Raw genomic sequence first — 14728 nt, 5'->3', positions numbered from 1 at the left:
CGTGCCGCTGTTCGCCCGCATCTTCCGGCATCGCTCGCTGCGCATTTCGCGCCGTGCGATCGCTGTGCTCGTGCTGGCGACGTACCTTGTTGCGGGAGCCTTGCATGGCATTTGCGGTCTCGATCTAACCACTGGTTCCGCAACGGCGATCGTGACAATGGCGTCCTCTGGCGCCGATCATTCCGACAACGTGATCGCGGGCGAGCATCATTGTCACGGCTGCTTCTCGGTGTCGCTGCCGAGCCCGGGCGGTACGGCTGTCGCAGATCTAGTGGCCGGTGAAACGGCCGTACACCAGGATGCCGAGCGCAACAGCATCCTGCGCGTCATCGACCCCCCGCCACCGAAAGCTCTGATCTGAACATGACCGCTGGGCGCCTCGCGCCCTGAATCCGTCGTTCGTCAGGTCTACATCATGCAATTTTCGATCGCCACGCGGCTCGCGTGCGCGGCTGCTGTGCTCGCCAGCTGTGTGCTGGCAGGAGAGGCGCGCGCGCAAACGCTGACCATGGGCAGCGCGCTGCAGCGCGCGCTCAACGCCAGTCCGCGGCTCACGGCCGCCGAGCGCGACATCGGCATCGCGCGGGGGCAACGCATCCAATCCGGCGCGTTGATCAATCCCGCGATCTCTTACGAGCAGGACAATTCGTTCGGCTCCGGCGCCTATCGTGGCACGCGCGCGGCCGAGACCACGCTGCAGATCAGCCAGATGTTCGAATTGTGGGGCAAGCGCGACGCCCGCATCGCCGCCGGGCAGGCCGGGCTCGACGCGGCCTCGATCGGCCGCCAGGCGGTCCGCCTCGAAGTGCTGTCGGAGACCGCGATCGCCTTCGTCACCGTGCTCGGCCTGCAGCGGCGGATTCAAATTCTCGACGAGCAGATCGCCGCGATCGACTCGATTACGCCGCTGCTGCAGCGCCGGGTCGAAGCCGGCGCGTCGTCTGTCGCTGAAACCGGCCGGGCGGAGGTCGCTTCCGCCTTGGTGAAGGCGGATCGCGAGCGCACCAAATCGGCGTTGCACACCGCGCGCCGCGAGCTGGCGATCCTGATGGGAGATTCTTCACCGCGATTTTCGTCCGTGTCCGGCCGCCTCGAGGCGATCGGCAAGCCGCCGTCGTTCCGTTCGGTAATCGCGGCGATCGACGCCAACCCGCAATTGGTTCGCTGGAAGGCCGTGTACGCCCAGCGCAATGCCGAGCTGCTGCTGGCGCGGCTGAAGCCGTATCCGGACGTCACCGTGTCGGCCGGGGTGCGGCGCTACAACGAAACCGGCGACAGCGCCGTGCGGCTTTCCGTATCGGTTCCGATCCCTCTGTTCGATCAGAACCAGGGCAACATCCTGTCGGCGCAGGAAAACCTGGCGAAGATCGCGGCGGAGCGCCAAGCCAATCGCAACACGCTGATCGTCGTCGCCGGTCGCGCCTACGACTCGCTGCAGGGATCGCTGCGCGAACTGGCAATCCTGCGCGATGCCGCGATCCCGAAAGCCAGGGGTGCGGCGACCGCGATTTCCGAAGGCTACGGCCAGGGCCGCTACTCGCTGCTCGAAGTTCTCGATGCGCAAGCCAGCGTCGCCCAGGCGCGGCTGCGCGAGCAGGAGGCGCAGCAGAATTTCCACGTCGCCGTCGCCACCATCGAGGGACTGGTCGGCAATCCGTTCGCCTTGGCGCGGGGAGGCGCACGATGATGAAGCCGCTCCTGATAGTTTGCGGCGGCGCCGCGATGTTCGTCCTCGGTGCGGCGGTTTCCGCCTACGCACCGGTCGGATCGCGCCAGCCGGCGCGGCAGGTTGAGATGAAGACCGAGGGCCATGCCCACGCCGGGGGCGAGAAGGGGCATGATCACGACGGGCACGACGAAGAGGGCAAGGTCGAACTGAGTGACGCCAAGGTGGCGGCGTCGGGCATCGAAATCCGAACCGCCCAGGCCGAGACGCTGCGCGACTCGCTCGTCCTCAACGGCATCCTGCAGCCCAACCAGGAGAAACTGGTTCAAGTCACACCGCGGTTTGCAGGCGTGGTGCGCGAGATCAAGAAGCGGATCGGCGATGCCGTCGAGAAGGGCGAGCTGCTCGCCAGGATCGAGAGCAATCAGAGCCTCAGCGTGTACGAGATGCGCGCGCCGATCTCCGGCATGGTGATCGACCGTCAGATCTCGCTCGGTGAATACGCCTCGGAGCAGAAGCCGGCGTTCATCGTCGCCGACGTCTCCACCGTGTGGGTCGATTTCTCGGTATATCGCCGCGACCTGCCGCGGGTGCGGATCGGCGACAAGGTGCTGATCGATGTCGCCGATGGCGGCAAGCCGATCGAGGCGAGCCTGTCCTACATCTCGCCAGTCGGCAGCAGCGACACCCAGAGCGCGCTCGCCCGTGCCGTGGTGCCCAACGACGGCTTGCGCCTGCGTACCGGGCTGTTCGTATCGGCGCGGCTGATCCTCTCCGCAAAGCAGGTCGCGGTCGCGGTGCGCGCCTCGGCGATCCAGAGCGTCGAGAGCCGCAGCGTAGTGTTCGTTCGCAGCGGTGACGACTTCGAGGTGCGTAACGTGCAGCTCGGCGCACGAGACGCCGAGAACGTCGAAATCGTATCCGGCCTGCAGGCCGGCGAGCGCTATGCGAGCGCCAATAGCTTCGTCGTTAAAGCGGAACTCGGCAAGGGATCGGCGTCGCATGAGCATTGATGTGATCCGGCTGACCGCAGGAGGCTGCGCATGATCGACAAGGTGCTCGCCTTCTCCGTCCGCCAGCGCTGGCTGGTGATGATCGGCGCGCTGATGATGGCCGCATTCGGCGCCTGGAACTTCACCCGACTGCCGATCGATGCGGTGCCGGACATCACCAACGTCCAGGTTCAGATCAACACCAACGCGCCCGGCTATTCGCCGCTCGAAGTCGAGCAGCGGATCACGTTCCCGATCGAGACCGCGATGGGCGGGCTGCCCAGCCTCGTCAACACGCGGTCGCTGTCGCGCTACGGGCTCAGCCAGGTCACCGTGGTGTTCAAGGACGGCACCGACATCTACTTCGCCCGCCAACTGGTCAACGAGCGCATTCAGCGCGCCAAAGACGTGCTGCCGACCGGAATCGACACTGCGATGGGGCCGGTCTCGACCGGTCTCGGCGAAATCTACATGTACACGGTCGAGGCGAAGCAGGGCGCGACGCGCGCCGATGGCAAGCCGTTCACGCCGAGCGATCTGCGCACCGCGCAGGATTGGATCATCAAGCCGCAACTGCGCAACGTCCCCGGCGTCAACGAGGTCAACACGATCGGCGGGTTCGCCAAGCAATTCCACGTCCTGCCGGACCCGGCAAAGCTGATGGCCTACCGCCTCAGCTTTCGCGACGTGATGACGTCGCTTGCAGCCAATAACGCCAATGTCGGCGCCGGCTATATCGAGAAGAACGGCGAGCAGTATCTGGTGCGCACGCCGGGTCAGGTCAGTGACGTCGACGAGATCCGGCAGATCGTGATCGGCTCGCGCAGCGGCGTACCGGTTCGGATCATGGACGTCGCGGAGGTGAAGGAAGGCACCGACCTGCGCACCGGCGCCGCGACGCTGAACGGCGAGGAGGTCGTGCTCGGCACCGCCATGCTGCTGATCGGCGAGAACGGCCGCACCGTGGCGCAGCGGGTCGCCGCCAAGCTGCAGCAGATCGAGAAGTCGCTGCCGGACGGGATGTCGCTGCGCGCAGTCTACGATCGCACCCATCTGATCGACGCCACCATCGCGACGGTCGAGAAGAACCTCGTCGAGGGCGCGCTGCTGGTGATTGCGATCCTGTTCCTGATCCTCGGCAATTTCAAAGCGGCGTTCGCCACCGCACTGGTGATCCCGCTGGCGATGCTGTTCACCGTCACCGGGATGTTCGAGAACAAGGTCAGCGCAAATCTGATGAGCCTTGGCGCGATCGACTTCGGCATCATCATCGACGGGGCGGTGATCATCGTCGAGAACTGCCTGCGGCTACTGGCGCACGAGCAGCATCGGCTCGGCCGGCTGCTCACCCGCCAGGAACGGTTCGACACCATCATCGCCGGCTCGCGCGAGGTGATCAAACCCAGCCTGTTCGGCACGTTGATCATCGCGGTGGTTTATCTGCCGGTGCTGACGCTGACCGGCGTCGAAGGCAAGATGTTCACGCCGATGGCGCTGACCGTGCTGATGGCGCTGCTCGGCGCCAGCCTGCTGTCGATGACCTTCGTGCCGGCCGCGGTCGCGCTGTTGGTCACCGGCAAGGTCTCGGAGAAAGAGAACTGGTTCATGCGGCTGGCGCACCGGGCGTATCTGCCGCTGCTCGATCTCGCGATCCGGCTCCGCTGGGCGGTCGTCGTTGCGGCCGTCGTGCTCGTGGTGGTGAGCGGCACTGCTGCGACGCGGATGGGCGGTGAGTTCATCCCGAGCCTCGACGAGGGCGACGTTGCCGTCCAGGCGATGCGCATTCCCGGGACCAGCCTGACGCAATCGCTCGACATGCAGATCGCGCTGGAGAAGCGCATTCTGGCGATTCCGGAGGTGAAGGACGTGTTCGCGCGCACCGGCACCGCCGAGGTCGCAACCGACCCGATGCCGCCGTCGATTTCCGACGGCTACGTGATGCTGAAGCCGCGCGCGCAGTGGCCGGATCCCAAAAAGCCAAAGGCCGAAGTGGTCGAACAGATCGAGCAGGCGGCCGAACAGGTGGCGGGTAGCCTGTATGAGCTGTCGCAGCCGATTCAGCTGCGCTTCAACGAGCTGATTTCCGGCGTCCGCAGCGACGTCGGCGTCAAGATCTTCGGAGACGATCTCGACGTGCTGACGCAGCTCGCTGGTCAGGTGCAGGCGGTGCTGCAGACCATCAAAGGTGCGGCAGACGTCAAGACCGAGCAGGTAGCGGGGCTGCCGGTACTCACGGTGAAGCTCGATCGCCAAGCGCTGGCGCGGTTCGGGATCAGCGTTGCCGAGGTGCAGAATCTGGTCGAGATCGCGGTTGGCGGCAAGTCGGCCGGGCTGGTGTTCGAAGGCGACCGCCGCTTCGATCTCGTGGTTCGGCTGCCGGATCGGATCCGCACAGATATCGAAGCGATCAAGGCGCTGCCGATCCCGCTGCCGCCGATCGAGGGGCAGGTGAAAGCGACACCGGCCGCGTTCGGCTCGTCGCCTCTGCAACAGATGCGTTACGCTCCGCTCTCCGAGCTCGCCGAGATCGTGGTGGCGCCTGGGCCGAACCAGATCAGCCGGGAAGACGGCAAGCGCCGCATCGTGGTCTCGGCCAATGTGCGTGGCCGCGACCTCGGCTCGTTCGTCGCCGAGGCCCAACAACTGATCGGCGACCAAGTGAAGCCGCCTGCGGGCTATTGGATCGGTTGGGGCGGACAATTCGAACAGCTCGTCTCCGCGACGCAGCGCCTGACCATTGTGGTGCCGATTGCGCTGCTGCTGATCGTCCTGCTGTTGTTCATCAGTCTGGGGTCGGTGGCCGATGCGCTGCTGGTGTTCAGCGGCGTGCCGTTGGCCCTGACTGGCGGCATCTTCGCGCTACTGCTGCGAGACATCCCACTGTCGATCAGCGCCGGCATCGGCTTCATCGCGCTGTCCGGCGTCGCGGTGCTCAACGGCCTCGTAATCATCACCTTCATCGAGCGGTTGCGCGGCGAAGGCCGCAGGATCGTCGAGGCGGTGCGAGAGGGCGCGCTGACGCGGCTGCGCCCGGTGCTGATGACCGCGTTGGTGGCCTCGCTCGGCTTCGTACCGATGGCGCTGGCGACAGGCGCCGGCGCCGAAGTCCAGCGCCCGCTCGCCACCGTGGTGATCGGCGGCATCGTGTCGTCGACCATTCTGACGCTGCTGGTGTTGCCGGCGCTCTACATCCTGTTCCGCCGTGAGCCGAGCGACGAGGCTGTGCGATGACCGGCCGTCTCAGTTCCGTTCGGCCGCCGCAAGTCCCTGGGTTCGCTCGATCCGCTCGATCGCGGCGGTCAGCCGATCGATCGCCGCCGGCAGCATCGGTCCGCCGCAGATGGTGAGCTGATCTGGAACGACGATCCGGCGGTTCGCCGGATAAGCCTGTTGGATCGCGGGATGCAGTAACAATGCCTTGCCCTGGTCCTCGGCGGGGGGCTGGTCTTCGGCGACCAGCAGCAGGTCCGGCCGCGATGCGACGATAGCTTCGAGCGATGCGAAGCCGCCATAATCGAAGCCGAGCGCTGAGGCGCCGTTCGCCAAGCCGACGGTTTGCAGCAACGAGCTGATCAGGCTGTCGCCGCCGCTGACCCAGCCGCGCCGGGACAGCACCAGCACATGCCGATGTCCGTGCGCCGTCGCGAGCTTGGCATGGTCGACGGAACGCTCGATCGTCGCGATCAATGCGTCCGATCGCTCCGGATGTCCGGCGATGTCACCGACCCGCCGGATCTGCGCCTTCACCTCATCGATCGTCCGCGGCACGTCGAACTCTTCGAGCGCAATGTTCTGCGCTTTGAGTATTTCGCGGGTGGCGCGCTTGCCGTAACGGCCGGCCAGAACCACGTCCGGCGCCTTCACCAGCAGATCTTCTGCCTCGCCCGAGAGCGCCGGAAACCTCTCGGCCTCGGTCGCCAGCCACGATAGACGCGGATCCCGCGCGTAAGGGCCGAGGCCGACAATCTGCTCCGGATCGGCCAGCGCGATCAGAAGCTGATCCGTACACATGTTGATCGACGCAATGCGTTTGGTGGCGGCGAGCACCGGCGACGACGCCATCGCCATCAAGCCGAGCGTCACCAGCAGCTTCGCGCAGCGGCGGCGCGCACCGCGCATCCGGCCGGCGGTCGTTCCCTCCGTCGCCGTCATCGCTGCTCCTCCAGCGCGGCGCCGTACAGGATCATGCAGGGGCCGGTCGGCCGGTCGGCGGTGAGGCGAGCGGCAATCTCGCTGACGGTGCCGCGTTCGACATTTGTGGTGTCGGAGCCGAGGCTCTCGACCATCACGGCCGGCGTCGCTGCGTCCAAGCCTCGGGCGATCAGTTGCGCCGCGAGGGCCGGGAAGGTGGCCTTGCCCATATAGACGCAGGTCGTTGCCGTCGCATCCGCCAGCGCTGCGAGATCGAGATCGCGCGGCAGGCGGCCGTCGACATCGTGGCCGGTGACGAACTGCACCCGGCGCGCGACGCCGCGCTTGGTCAGCGATGCTCCGATCGCGGCCGCGGCGGCGGTCGCCGTGGTGATGCCGGGCACGATCTCGACGGCGATGCCGGCCTCGCGCGCGGCCCGCAGCTCCTCGTCGGCGCGCGCGAACAGTGTCGGATCGCCGGCCTTTAGCCGCACCACATGTTTGCCGCGCAGCGCGTAGCTGATCGCGAGACGGCTGACTTCGTCCTGGCGCGGTGAGGGATGACCGGCGCGCTTGCCGACCGCGACGAGCTCGGCGTTGGGATCGAGATACGCCATGAAGTCTTCGCCGGCGAGGTCGTCGTACAGCACGACGTCGGCGGCCTGCAGCCGCTTGATCGCCCGCAGCGTCAGCAGGTCGGCATCGCCCGGGCCGGCGCCGACCAGCGTGATGCGGCCGTTGGCGGCGGCGCTTTCGATTGACTTGGACATCAGGCGATCGCCTCCTCGGCGACATCGATCAGATGGAAGAAGGTGCCGGTGACGTGTCCGCGGCGGCTGCCGGTCTCATCGGTGAGCTGTCCGGCGGGATCGCGGATCTCGGAGAGCGGCTCGTCCGCCACGGTGACGACGCGCGCGTAGTGATATTCGTGGCCGCGCAGCACGCTGCCTGCGGCGTGGCCGGCGGCTGCGGCCTGCAAGGTCGCGAGGCGGTAGCCGAGATGCAGCTTGCGACTGGCGAAGTCGGTTTCGAGGCCGAGCAGTCCGGCCATCGCATGGCGCGTACCGTCGGCGTCGATCAGGCCTGTACCGAGCGTCATGTAGCCGCCGCACTCGCCGTGCACCGGGCGGGTTTCCGCGAAAGCGCCGAGCTCCGTCTTGAACCGCGTGGCGACCGCGAGCCGCCCGGCGTGGAGTTCGGGATAGCCGCCCGGCAACCACGCAGCGTCGCAGGATGGATCGGGGCCTTCATCGTTCAGCGGCGAGAACGGCACGACCTCGGCGCCGGCCGCGCGCCAGCCGGCGACGAGGTGCGGATAGATGAACGAGAACGCATCGTCATGCGCCAGCGCGATGCGCTGGCCGGGCGGCGGCAGCGGACGTATCGTCGATGCGACCGGGCGTGCCGGTTGCGCAGCGCGGATCAGCGCGTCGAGGTCGATACCGCGCGTAGCGCTGTCGGCGAGCTGCTGCAGGCGGGTGTCGAGCTTCGCGGTCTCGCGCGCCTGCACCAGGCCGAGATGACGGTTCTTCAGCGTGAGATCGCGTTGTCGCTCGAAACTCCCGAGCACCGGAATGTCGTGCGCGGCGAAGCCACCGCGGACCAGCGCTTCATGGCGTGCGCTCGCAACGTTGTTGAGGATGACGCCGCCGATGCGGACGTCGTTGCGATAGCGGGCAAAGCCGAGCGCGAGCGCGGCGGCCGACTGCGCCTGACCGGCGACGTCGATCACCAGCACCACCGGCCAGCCGGTGAACGCGGCAATATCGGCGGTCGCGCCATTGCCCCAGGCGCCGATGGCGCTGCCGCCATCGAACAGCCCCATTACGCCCTCGGCGAGACAGAGATCGGCATCCGCCGCGGCATCGAGCAGGGAGGTGATGCGATCCTGGCCGAACGCCCAGGAGTCCAGATTGTAGCACGGGCGGCCGGCGGCGATCTCGTGAAACGCCGGATCGATGTAGTCGGGTCCGCATTTATAGGGCTGCACGGTGAGGCCGCGGCGGCGCAGCGCTGCATGCAGCGCCAGCGTCACCGTGGTCTTGCCGCTGCTCGTCGACGGCGCAGCGATGATCAATCCGGGCGGCCGGCCAATCTTCGCTGTTGCTGGTCCGGGATCAGTCGCGGTCACGGCCGTCCTCCGCCGAGCGGCGATAGCGGCGATCGTAGTCGGGGGCGTACAGCGAGCTCTCGCGGAAATCGTTGGCGGCGAGCGACGGCCCGACCAGGATCAACGCGGTGCGGTCGATGCCTTCGGCGGCGACCTGCGCGGCAATCGAACTCAAGGTGCCGCGGATCACCTGTTGCTCCGGCCAGCTCGCACGTACCACCACCGCGACCGCGCCGTCGTCGCCATAATGCGGGCGCAGCCGTTCGACGACATCGGCAAGGACGTGGATCGACAGATGGATTGCCAGCGTCGCGCCGGTGGCGGCGAAGGCTTCCAGAGTCTCGCGTGGCGGCATCGCCGAGGCGCGGCCCGAGGTCCGGGTCAGCACCACGGTCTGGGCGACTTCCGGCAAGGTGAGTTCGCGGCCGAGCACCGCAGCGGCCGCCGCGAACGACGGCACGCCGGGGGTGACGGTGTAGGGGATGCCGTGCTGCTCCAGCCGGCGGATCTGTTCGCCCATCGCGCTCCACACCGACAGGTCGCCGGAATGCAGCCGGGCGACGTCGTGGCCTGCTTCGGCAGCGGCGACGAACTCCGCGGTGATGGCATCGAGGTCGAGCGGGGCGGTATCGACGACGCGCGCGTCCTTCGGGCATAGCGCGACGATCTCGCGCGGGACTAATGAGCCGGCATAGAGGCACACCGGGCAGCGCATCACCAGGTCGCGGCCGCGCACGGTGATCAGGTCGGGCGCGCCCGGGCCGGCGCCGATGAAGTGGACGGTCATGGCAGCGGCTCCTCGATCGCCACCGCGGCCGTCGCGAGGCGATCCTGTGAGATCAAACGGGACACGATCAGCCGCGCGGTCGGTCCGGCGGCAGCTAGCGCCGCGGCTTCGCAGACGCTGCCGACACTGCGGTGATGCGCGACGACGGCGGACGACGTGGTGATACGCGCAGCGGCTTGATCGAGCGCAGTCGCTTCGATCGGCAACACCGGGAGAGCCGTTGCCGTCGCTGCCTCACGTAAGCCATTGTGAGCGGCCTTGTCGGCAGCGGTTGCCAGCGCGGATGGCTGGTGCGGGGCGGCGGTGCGGCGCGCGCTCTCGATCACGTCGATGATCGACGACGCGGATGCGGCGGAGCGAAAGCCGATGCCGATCACGACCGCGCTCATTTGCGGACGCTCCATTGCACCACCGGCATTGCCGCGCGCCATCCTGTGAGGCCGCCGACCGGGGAGGCGCGCTCGACGCCGAGCCGCAGCAACTCGCCGCCGTGGCGATGATGCCAGTCGATCAGCAGCGCTTCGGTCTCCAACGTCACCGCATTCACCACCAGCCGGCCGCCGGCGGGCAGCGCGTGCCACACCGCATCCATCACGCCCGGACGGCTGGCGCCGCCGCCGATGAACACCGCGTCGGGTGTGGGCAGTCCGGCGAGCGCCTCGGGCGCTGCGCCGAGCCGCAGATCGAGTTGCGGCACGCCGAGCGCCTCGGCATTGGCGCGCGCGGTGGCGAGCCGGTCGGCGCGCGTCTCGATCCCAATCGCGCGATTGCTACGTGCTGCCAGAAGCCATTCGATGCCGATCGAGCCGGCACCGGCGCCGATGTCCCAGAGCAGCTCATGGCCGCGCGGCGCCAGCGTCGACAGCGTCACCGCGCGGATCTCGCGCTTGGTGAGCTGGCCGTCGTGCTGAAACAGCTCGTCCGGTAGGCCGCTGACGCACGGCATGATCACGGCATTCGGCTCCGCGGCTGCGGCGATGCCGAGTGCGACTGGCGCGGTGACGTCGGGGAAAGCGAAGATCGAGGCGGTGGTTCGCCGAACGCGCTCGCGCGGGCCGCCGAGTGCCTCGAGCACGGTCAGTTCGGACGCGCCGAATCCGTTCGCCGCGAGATGCGCGGCGATCTCGCCGACCGCGGCGCCGTCGCGCACCAATACGATCAGCCGCGCCTGCGGGCGGAGATGCGGACGCAGCGTCGCGACCGGCCGCGCGTGCAGGCCGAGCGTCACGGTGTCTTCCAGGCGCCAGCCGAGCCGCGCCGCAGCCCAGGCAAAGGTCGATGGCGCCGGGACGGCGGTCCATTCCTTTGCCGCGAGATGATCGGCCAGCACTGATCCCGCGCCGTGCCAGAACGGATCGCCGGAGCAAAGCACGGCGACGCGGCGGCCACGCTGCGCCAGCACGTCGGCGAGAGAAGCCGCGAACGGCACGCGCCACGGCATTGTGGGCTTGTTCAATGTGGCGACGAGGGAGAGATGGCGATCACCCCCGACGATCAGCTCGGCGGTGTCCAGCAGCGCGCGTGCGCGCGCCGACAACCCGTCGAGGCCGTCCTCACCGATTCCGACGATGGACAGCCAGGGCTGCGTCGTGTCATCGCTGGTGATCATGACGCTCCCTTCATCGCACCGCTCGCGCGTATTGATCCTCGGCGGCACGGCCGATGCCTCGGCGCTCGCCAGGACGATCGCCGCCGAGCCCAACATTGACGCGGTGCTGTCGTTCGCCGGCCGTACCGATCAGCCGAAGCCGCCGCCGATTCCGTTTCGGGTCGGTGGTTTCGGCGGCGTCGGCGGTCTGGTCGATTACTTGCGCGCCGAGCGGATCGAGCGCGTCGTCGACGCGACGCACCCGTTCGCGGCGCAGATGAGCCGCCATGCGGTGATCGCCTGTGCCGAAGCGGGCGTGCCGCTGTTGGCGTTGGAGCGGCCGGCGTGGCAGGCGGTCGCCGGTGATCGCTGGGTCGACGTCGAAGATCTCGCTCAGGCGGTGAGCGCGCTCGGCGCAGTGCCGCGACGGGTGTTTCTCGGCATCGGCCGGCAGAACCTCGAGCTGTTCGCCGCGCAGCCGCAGCACGCCTATCTGGTGCGGCTGGTCGATCCGCCGCGCGGACCGTTGCCGCTGCCGAATGTCGAGGTGGTCGTGGCGCGCGGACCGTTCGATCTCGCCGGCGACCTTGCGCTGCTGCAGGCGCACCGCACCGAAATCGTCGTCGCCAAGAACGCCGGCGGCGAGGCTGCCGTAGCCAAGATCACCGCGGCGCGTGAACTCGGGCTGCTGGTGATCATGGTGAAGCGGCCCGCGGTGCCGGATCGGCGCAGTGTCGCCGCGGTCGCCGACGTGATGGCCTGGCTCGCTCACGACACCGCTCCGGCGAACCGCGGAGTGTAGACGAAAGCGGCGGCGCTGCGACGCGGAATGATCCGGGTCTGCGACGAGCCGATCATCACCAGCGTTCGCATGTCGGCGCGTTGCGGCACCGCCTCGCCGAGCGGCGCCACGTCGATGCGCTCGCGCGGATCGCTGATTGCGGTCGCAAAGATCACAGGCACGGACGCGGGATGGATGCTGCGCAGCAGCTCGAAGGCGCGGCCGAGCTGCCAGGGCCGGGCTCTCGAGATCGGGTTGTACAGCGCGATGACGAAATCGGCTTCGGCCGCGGCGCGCAGCCGCTTCTCGACGGTCTCCCACGGCTTCAGATTGTCCGACAGGTTGATCGCGCAGAAATCGTGGCCGAGCGGCGCGCCGATCCGCGCTGCAGCGGCGAACATCGCGCTGATGCCGGGCAGGATGCGGATGTCGAGCTCGCGCCACGACGGATCGCCGGCCTCGATCGCCTCGAACAGCGCCGCCGCCATCGCGAACACGCCCGGATCGCCGGAGGAGACGATCACGACATGCCGGCCCTCGGTCGCCAGCCGTAGCGCGAAGCCGGCGCGATCGAGTTCTTCGCGGTTGTCGGAAGCGTGCCGCTGCAAGCCGTCGCGTTCGGCGACGCGAGCGACATAAGGTGCGTAGCCGACGATATCGGTCGCATGCGCCAGCGCGGCGCTGACTTCCGGTGTGATCAGTTCCTGCGCGCCGGGCCCGAGGCCCGCGACAACGACAGATCCGGTCATGGCCGTCGCCCCTGTCCGTGGACCAGCACGATCGAGAAGTAGGGCGCGTCGTCGGTGGTCTTGTCGGCGAGCGGCATCACCACCTGATCGGCCATCGCGCCGCGCTCGACATAGATCGCCCGGTCGAGCAGGCCGGCGTCGTCGAGCGCGCGGCGCACCTTCGGCAGATTGCGGCCGAGCTTCATGATCACGATCGCATCGCCGGTGGCGAACGCCGCCTTCAGCCGGTCCGGCCCGAGGGTCGCCGGTACCACGCAGAGCACGTCGTCACCGTAAGTGATCGGCGTGCCGCTGGCGGTCCAGCACGCCGCCATACCGGAGATGCCGGGCACGACTTCGACACGCATGCGCGGCGCCAGCCGGCTGTGCAGATGCATGAACGAGCCGTACAGAAACGGGTCGCCTTCGCACAACACGACGACGTCGCGGCCTTGTGCGATGTGCTCGGAAAGCCGCGCGACGCATTGTTCGTAGAAGCTGCGCAGCGTCGCCGCATAGGCTGGATCGTCGAGCGCGATCTCGGTCGTCACCGGATAGTCCATCGGCTCTTCGATGACGCCCTCCGGCAGCAGGCCGTCGGCGATGCGGCGCGCGTGGCCGGGGCGTCCGGCTTTGCGGAAATACGCCACCACCTTGGCTGCACCGATTAGTCGCGCGGCGCGGACGCTCATCAGGTCCGGCGCGCCGGGGCCGACTCCGACACCGTAGACGGTCGGTGCGCTCATTCACGTTCACTCGCCAGCGCGTTGATTGCGGCTGCGGTCATCGCGCTGCCGCCGCGACGGCCGCGCACGATCACGCAAGGCGAGGGCGAGTCCGCCAACAGCGCCTCCTTGGACTCGGCCGCGCCGACGAAACCGACCGGGATGCCGATAATCGCCGCGGGGCGCGGTGCGCCGGGCTCGGCAAGGATTTCGAGCAGTCGGAACAGCGCGGTCGGCGCGTTGCCGATCGCGACCACCGCGCCCTGCATCCGGTCGCGCCACAGATCGACCGCGGCGGCCGACCGGGTGGTGCCGAGCTTTGCGGCGAGGGCCGGGACATCGGGATGGTTCAGCGTGCAGATCACTTCGTTGTCGGCCGGCAGCCGCTTGCGGGTGACGCCGTTGGCGACCATCTGCGCGTCGCACAAAATCGGTGCGCCGGCCTGCAGCGCGGCGCGGCCGGCCGATACAAAGCCGGGCGTGAACGCGATGTCGCCGGCGACTTCGACCATGCCGCTGGCGTGGATGATACGCACCGCGATCTTCTCCTCGACGGCGGTGAATCGATCGAGCGCAGCTTCGGAGCGGATGATCGAAAACGACTGACGATAGATCGCGTCGCCGTCTCGTTCGTAGGCGTAGGTCATCGGGCGGCGTCCTCGATCAGCTCGGGGAGAATGGAGGGATGCTGGTTGGCTTCGGCGGTCGCGCTCTCGCTCGGCGCGTCCATGGCAGAGATGCTGAGGCCCGCGGCGAGCGCGAGCTGCATCAGGATGGCGCGTGCGGCATCGCCAGCGCGCTGAATGTACAGCCTGTTCAGGCGACGGAGCGTCGTGGGGGGCAGGTTGGTAATCAGTTCGCTCGGAACGTTGGGCTGCTCGCGGGCAGAGAGGACCGCGAAGGCAATGCGTCGGCTGCCGGCGAATGCGGCGATTGCTTCGACGGCTTCACGGCAAGGATGCGCCTGATCCGGCAGCGCGATCAGAATCGCGCGTAGCGGCGACGCGTCGAGGGAGCGATCACATGCCTGCGCAGCAAAGCTTGCGAGATCGCTGGTGTGCAATCGGTTGACGTTGCCGGGCCATGCCTGGGCGAAGGCCGCCAGCGTTTGGGCGCCGGGCGACAGCACCGCGATCTCGGCGGCGTCCAGCGTAAGCGACGGCTGAGAACCGGTAAAGACACCGGGATGGAGCGCAGTGGGCGGCATCGCGCCGAATCTC

The 14728-nt window shown here is 68.1% G+C and carries 15 protein-coding genes; 5 read left to right on the top strand and 10 right to left on the bottom strand.

Going from position 1 to position 14728, the window contains the following annotated elements:
- Window position 1 precedes the first annotated feature (1 nt).
- Genes M9H71_RS04065 through M9H71_RS04050 form a run of 4 tightly spaced genes read left to right on the top strand, consistent with a single transcriptional unit; the run spans window position 2 to window position 5889 of the window.
- On the top strand, window positions 2–361 hold the full coding sequence (locus M9H71_RS04065) for a hypothetical protein (RefSeq protein WP_455403809.1): 360 nt from the start codon (window positions 2–4) through the stop codon (window positions 359–361).
- Window positions 362–415: 54 nt separating this feature from the next.
- A complete protein-coding gene (ihpA, locus tag M9H71_RS04060; protein WP_455403808.1) occupies window positions 416–1687 on the top strand; it encodes a divalent metal ion exporter subunit IhpA in 1272 nt (423 codons plus the stop codon).
- On the top strand, window positions 1684–2679 hold the full coding sequence (ihpB, locus tag M9H71_RS04055) for a divalent metal ion exporter adaptor subunit IhpB (RefSeq protein WP_455403807.1): 996 nt from the start codon (window positions 1684–1686) through the stop codon (window positions 2677–2679). The genes ihpA and ihpB overlap by 4 nt, the downstream gene beginning before the upstream one ends.
- Window positions 2680–2709: 30 nt before the next feature.
- Window positions 2710–5889: an efflux RND transporter permease subunit gene (locus M9H71_RS04050; RefSeq protein ID WP_455403806.1), complete on the top strand. Its 3180-nt coding sequence runs from the start codon at window positions 2710–2712 to the stop codon at window positions 5887–5889.
- Between the two features lie 9 nt (window positions 5890–5898).
- On the opposite strand, the gene M9H71_RS04045 is transcribed toward M9H71_RS04050, so the two are convergent.
- The 6 genes from M9H71_RS04045 to cbiE are packed head-to-tail and all read right to left on the bottom strand — an operon-like array spanning window position 5899 to window position 11295.
- The gene (locus tag M9H71_RS04045) at window positions 5899–6810 is read right to left on the bottom strand and encodes an ABC transporter substrate-binding protein (RefSeq protein ID WP_455403805.1); all 912 of its coding nucleotides are present in this window, start codon (window positions 6808–6810) and stop codon (window positions 5899–5901) included.
- Entirely contained in the window at window positions 6807–7559 is a 753-nt protein-coding gene (cobA, locus tag M9H71_RS04040) for a uroporphyrinogen-III C-methyltransferase (RefSeq protein ID WP_455403804.1), read from the bottom strand. The genes M9H71_RS04045 and cobA overlap by 4 nt, the downstream gene beginning before the upstream one ends.
- Window positions 7559–8920, bottom strand: a complete 1362-nt coding sequence (locus M9H71_RS04035) for a cobyrinate a,c-diamide synthase (protein WP_455403803.1) — start codon at window positions 8918–8920, stop codon at window positions 7559–7561. The genes cobA and M9H71_RS04035 overlap by 1 nt, the downstream gene beginning before the upstream one ends.
- Window positions 8907–9686: a precorrin-4 C(11)-methyltransferase gene (gene cobM, locus M9H71_RS04030; protein WP_455403802.1), complete on the bottom strand. Its 780-nt coding sequence runs from the start codon at window positions 9684–9686 to the stop codon at window positions 8907–8909. Before cobM ends, M9H71_RS04035 begins: the two co-directional genes overlap by 14 nt.
- Window positions 9683–10075, bottom strand: coding sequence for a cobalamin biosynthesis protein (locus M9H71_RS04025; protein WP_455403801.1), 393 nt, complete (start codon window positions 10073–10075; stop codon window positions 9683–9685). The genes cobM and M9H71_RS04025 overlap by 4 nt, the downstream gene beginning before the upstream one ends.
- Window positions 10072–11295 (bottom strand): precorrin-6y C5,15-methyltransferase (decarboxylating) subunit CbiE, encoded by a 1224-nt coding sequence (gene cbiE / locus M9H71_RS04020; protein WP_455403800.1) that lies wholly within the window; start codon window positions 11293–11295, stop codon window positions 10072–10074. Before cbiE ends, M9H71_RS04025 begins: the two co-directional genes overlap by 4 nt.
- On the opposite strand from cbiE, the gene M9H71_RS04015 reads away from it, so the two are divergent.
- Window positions 11294–12076 (top strand): cobalt-precorrin-6A reductase, encoded by a 783-nt coding sequence (locus M9H71_RS04015; protein WP_455403799.1) that lies wholly within the window; start codon window positions 11294–11296, stop codon window positions 12074–12076. The two genes, cbiE and M9H71_RS04015, sit on opposite strands and share 2 nt — an antisense overlap.
- Here M9H71_RS04015 and cobJ read toward each other — a convergent pair.
- Genes cobJ through M9H71_RS03995 form a run of 4 tightly spaced genes read right to left on the bottom strand, consistent with a single transcriptional unit; the run spans window position 12043 to window position 14715 of the window.
- Entirely contained in the window at window positions 12043–12804 is a 762-nt protein-coding gene (gene cobJ / locus M9H71_RS04010; RefSeq protein ID WP_455403798.1) for a precorrin-3B C(17)-methyltransferase, read from the bottom strand. The genes M9H71_RS04015 and cobJ overlap by 34 nt on opposite strands.
- The gene (locus M9H71_RS04005; protein WP_455403797.1) at window positions 12801–13529 is read right to left on the bottom strand and encodes a precorrin-2 C(20)-methyltransferase; all 729 of its coding nucleotides are present in this window, start codon (window positions 13527–13529) and stop codon (window positions 12801–12803) included. Before M9H71_RS04005 ends, cobJ begins: the two co-directional genes overlap by 4 nt.
- On the bottom strand, window positions 13526–14155 hold the full coding sequence (locus M9H71_RS04000; RefSeq protein WP_455403796.1) for a precorrin-8X methylmutase: 630 nt from the start codon (window positions 14153–14155) through the stop codon (window positions 13526–13528). The genes M9H71_RS04005 and M9H71_RS04000 overlap by 4 nt, the downstream gene beginning before the upstream one ends.
- Window positions 14152–14715 (bottom strand): hypothetical protein, encoded by a 564-nt coding sequence (locus M9H71_RS03995; RefSeq protein WP_455403795.1) that lies wholly within the window; start codon window positions 14713–14715, stop codon window positions 14152–14154. Before M9H71_RS03995 ends, M9H71_RS04000 begins: the two co-directional genes overlap by 4 nt.
- Window positions 14716–14728 lie beyond the last annotated feature (13 nt).

The organism is Rhodopseudomonas parapalustris, assembly GCF_053772255.1.
This window is presented reverse-complemented; position numbering and strand designations above follow the sequence as displayed.

Excerpts from the sequence above, each read along its gene's own strand:
- M9H71_RS04015 (WP_455403799.1), top strand. The coding sequence starts at position 11,294 with ATGACGCTCCCTTCATCGCACCGCTCGCGCGTATTGATCCTCGGCGGC.
- cobA (WP_455403804.1), bottom strand. The coding sequence starts at position 7,559 with ATGTCCAAGTCAATCGAAAGCGCCGCCGCCAACGGCCGCATCACGCTG.
- M9H71_RS03995 (WP_455403795.1), bottom strand. The coding sequence starts at position 14,715 with ATGCCGCCCACTGCGCTCCATCCCGGTGTCTTTACCGGTTCTCAGCCG.
- M9H71_RS04050 (WP_455403806.1), top strand. The coding sequence starts at position 2,710 with ATGATCGACAAGGTGCTCGCCTTCTCCGTCCGCCAGCGCTGGCTGGTG.
- ihpB (WP_455403807.1), top strand. The coding sequence starts at position 1,684 with ATGATGAAGCCGCTCCTGATAGTTTGCGGCGGCGCCGCGATGTTCGTC.
- M9H71_RS04045 (WP_455403805.1), bottom strand. The coding sequence starts at position 6,810 with ATGACGGCGACGGAGGGAACGACCGCCGGCCGGATGCGCGGTGCGCGC.
- cbiE (WP_455403800.1), bottom strand. The coding sequence starts at position 11,295 with ATGATCACCAGCGATGACACGACGCAGCCCTGGCTGTCCATCGTCGGA.
- ihpA (WP_455403808.1), top strand. The coding sequence starts at position 416 with ATGCAATTTTCGATCGCCACGCGGCTCGCGTGCGCGGCTGCTGTGCTC.
- M9H71_RS04005 (WP_455403797.1), bottom strand. The coding sequence starts at position 13,529 with ATGAGCGCACCGACCGTCTACGGTGTCGGAGTCGGCCCCGGCGCGCCG.
- M9H71_RS04025 (WP_455403801.1), bottom strand. The coding sequence starts at position 10,075 with ATGAGCGCGGTCGTGATCGGCATCGGCTTTCGCTCCGCCGCATCCGCG.
- cobM (WP_455403802.1), bottom strand. The coding sequence starts at position 9,686 with ATGACCGTCCACTTCATCGGCGCCGGCCCGGGCGCGCCCGACCTGATC.
- M9H71_RS04000 (WP_455403796.1), bottom strand. The coding sequence starts at position 14,155 with ATGACCTACGCCTACGAACGAGACGGCGACGCGATCTATCGTCAGTCG.
- cobJ (WP_455403798.1), bottom strand. The coding sequence starts at position 12,804 with ATGACCGGATCTGTCGTTGTCGCGGGCCTCGGGCCCGGCGCGCAGGAA.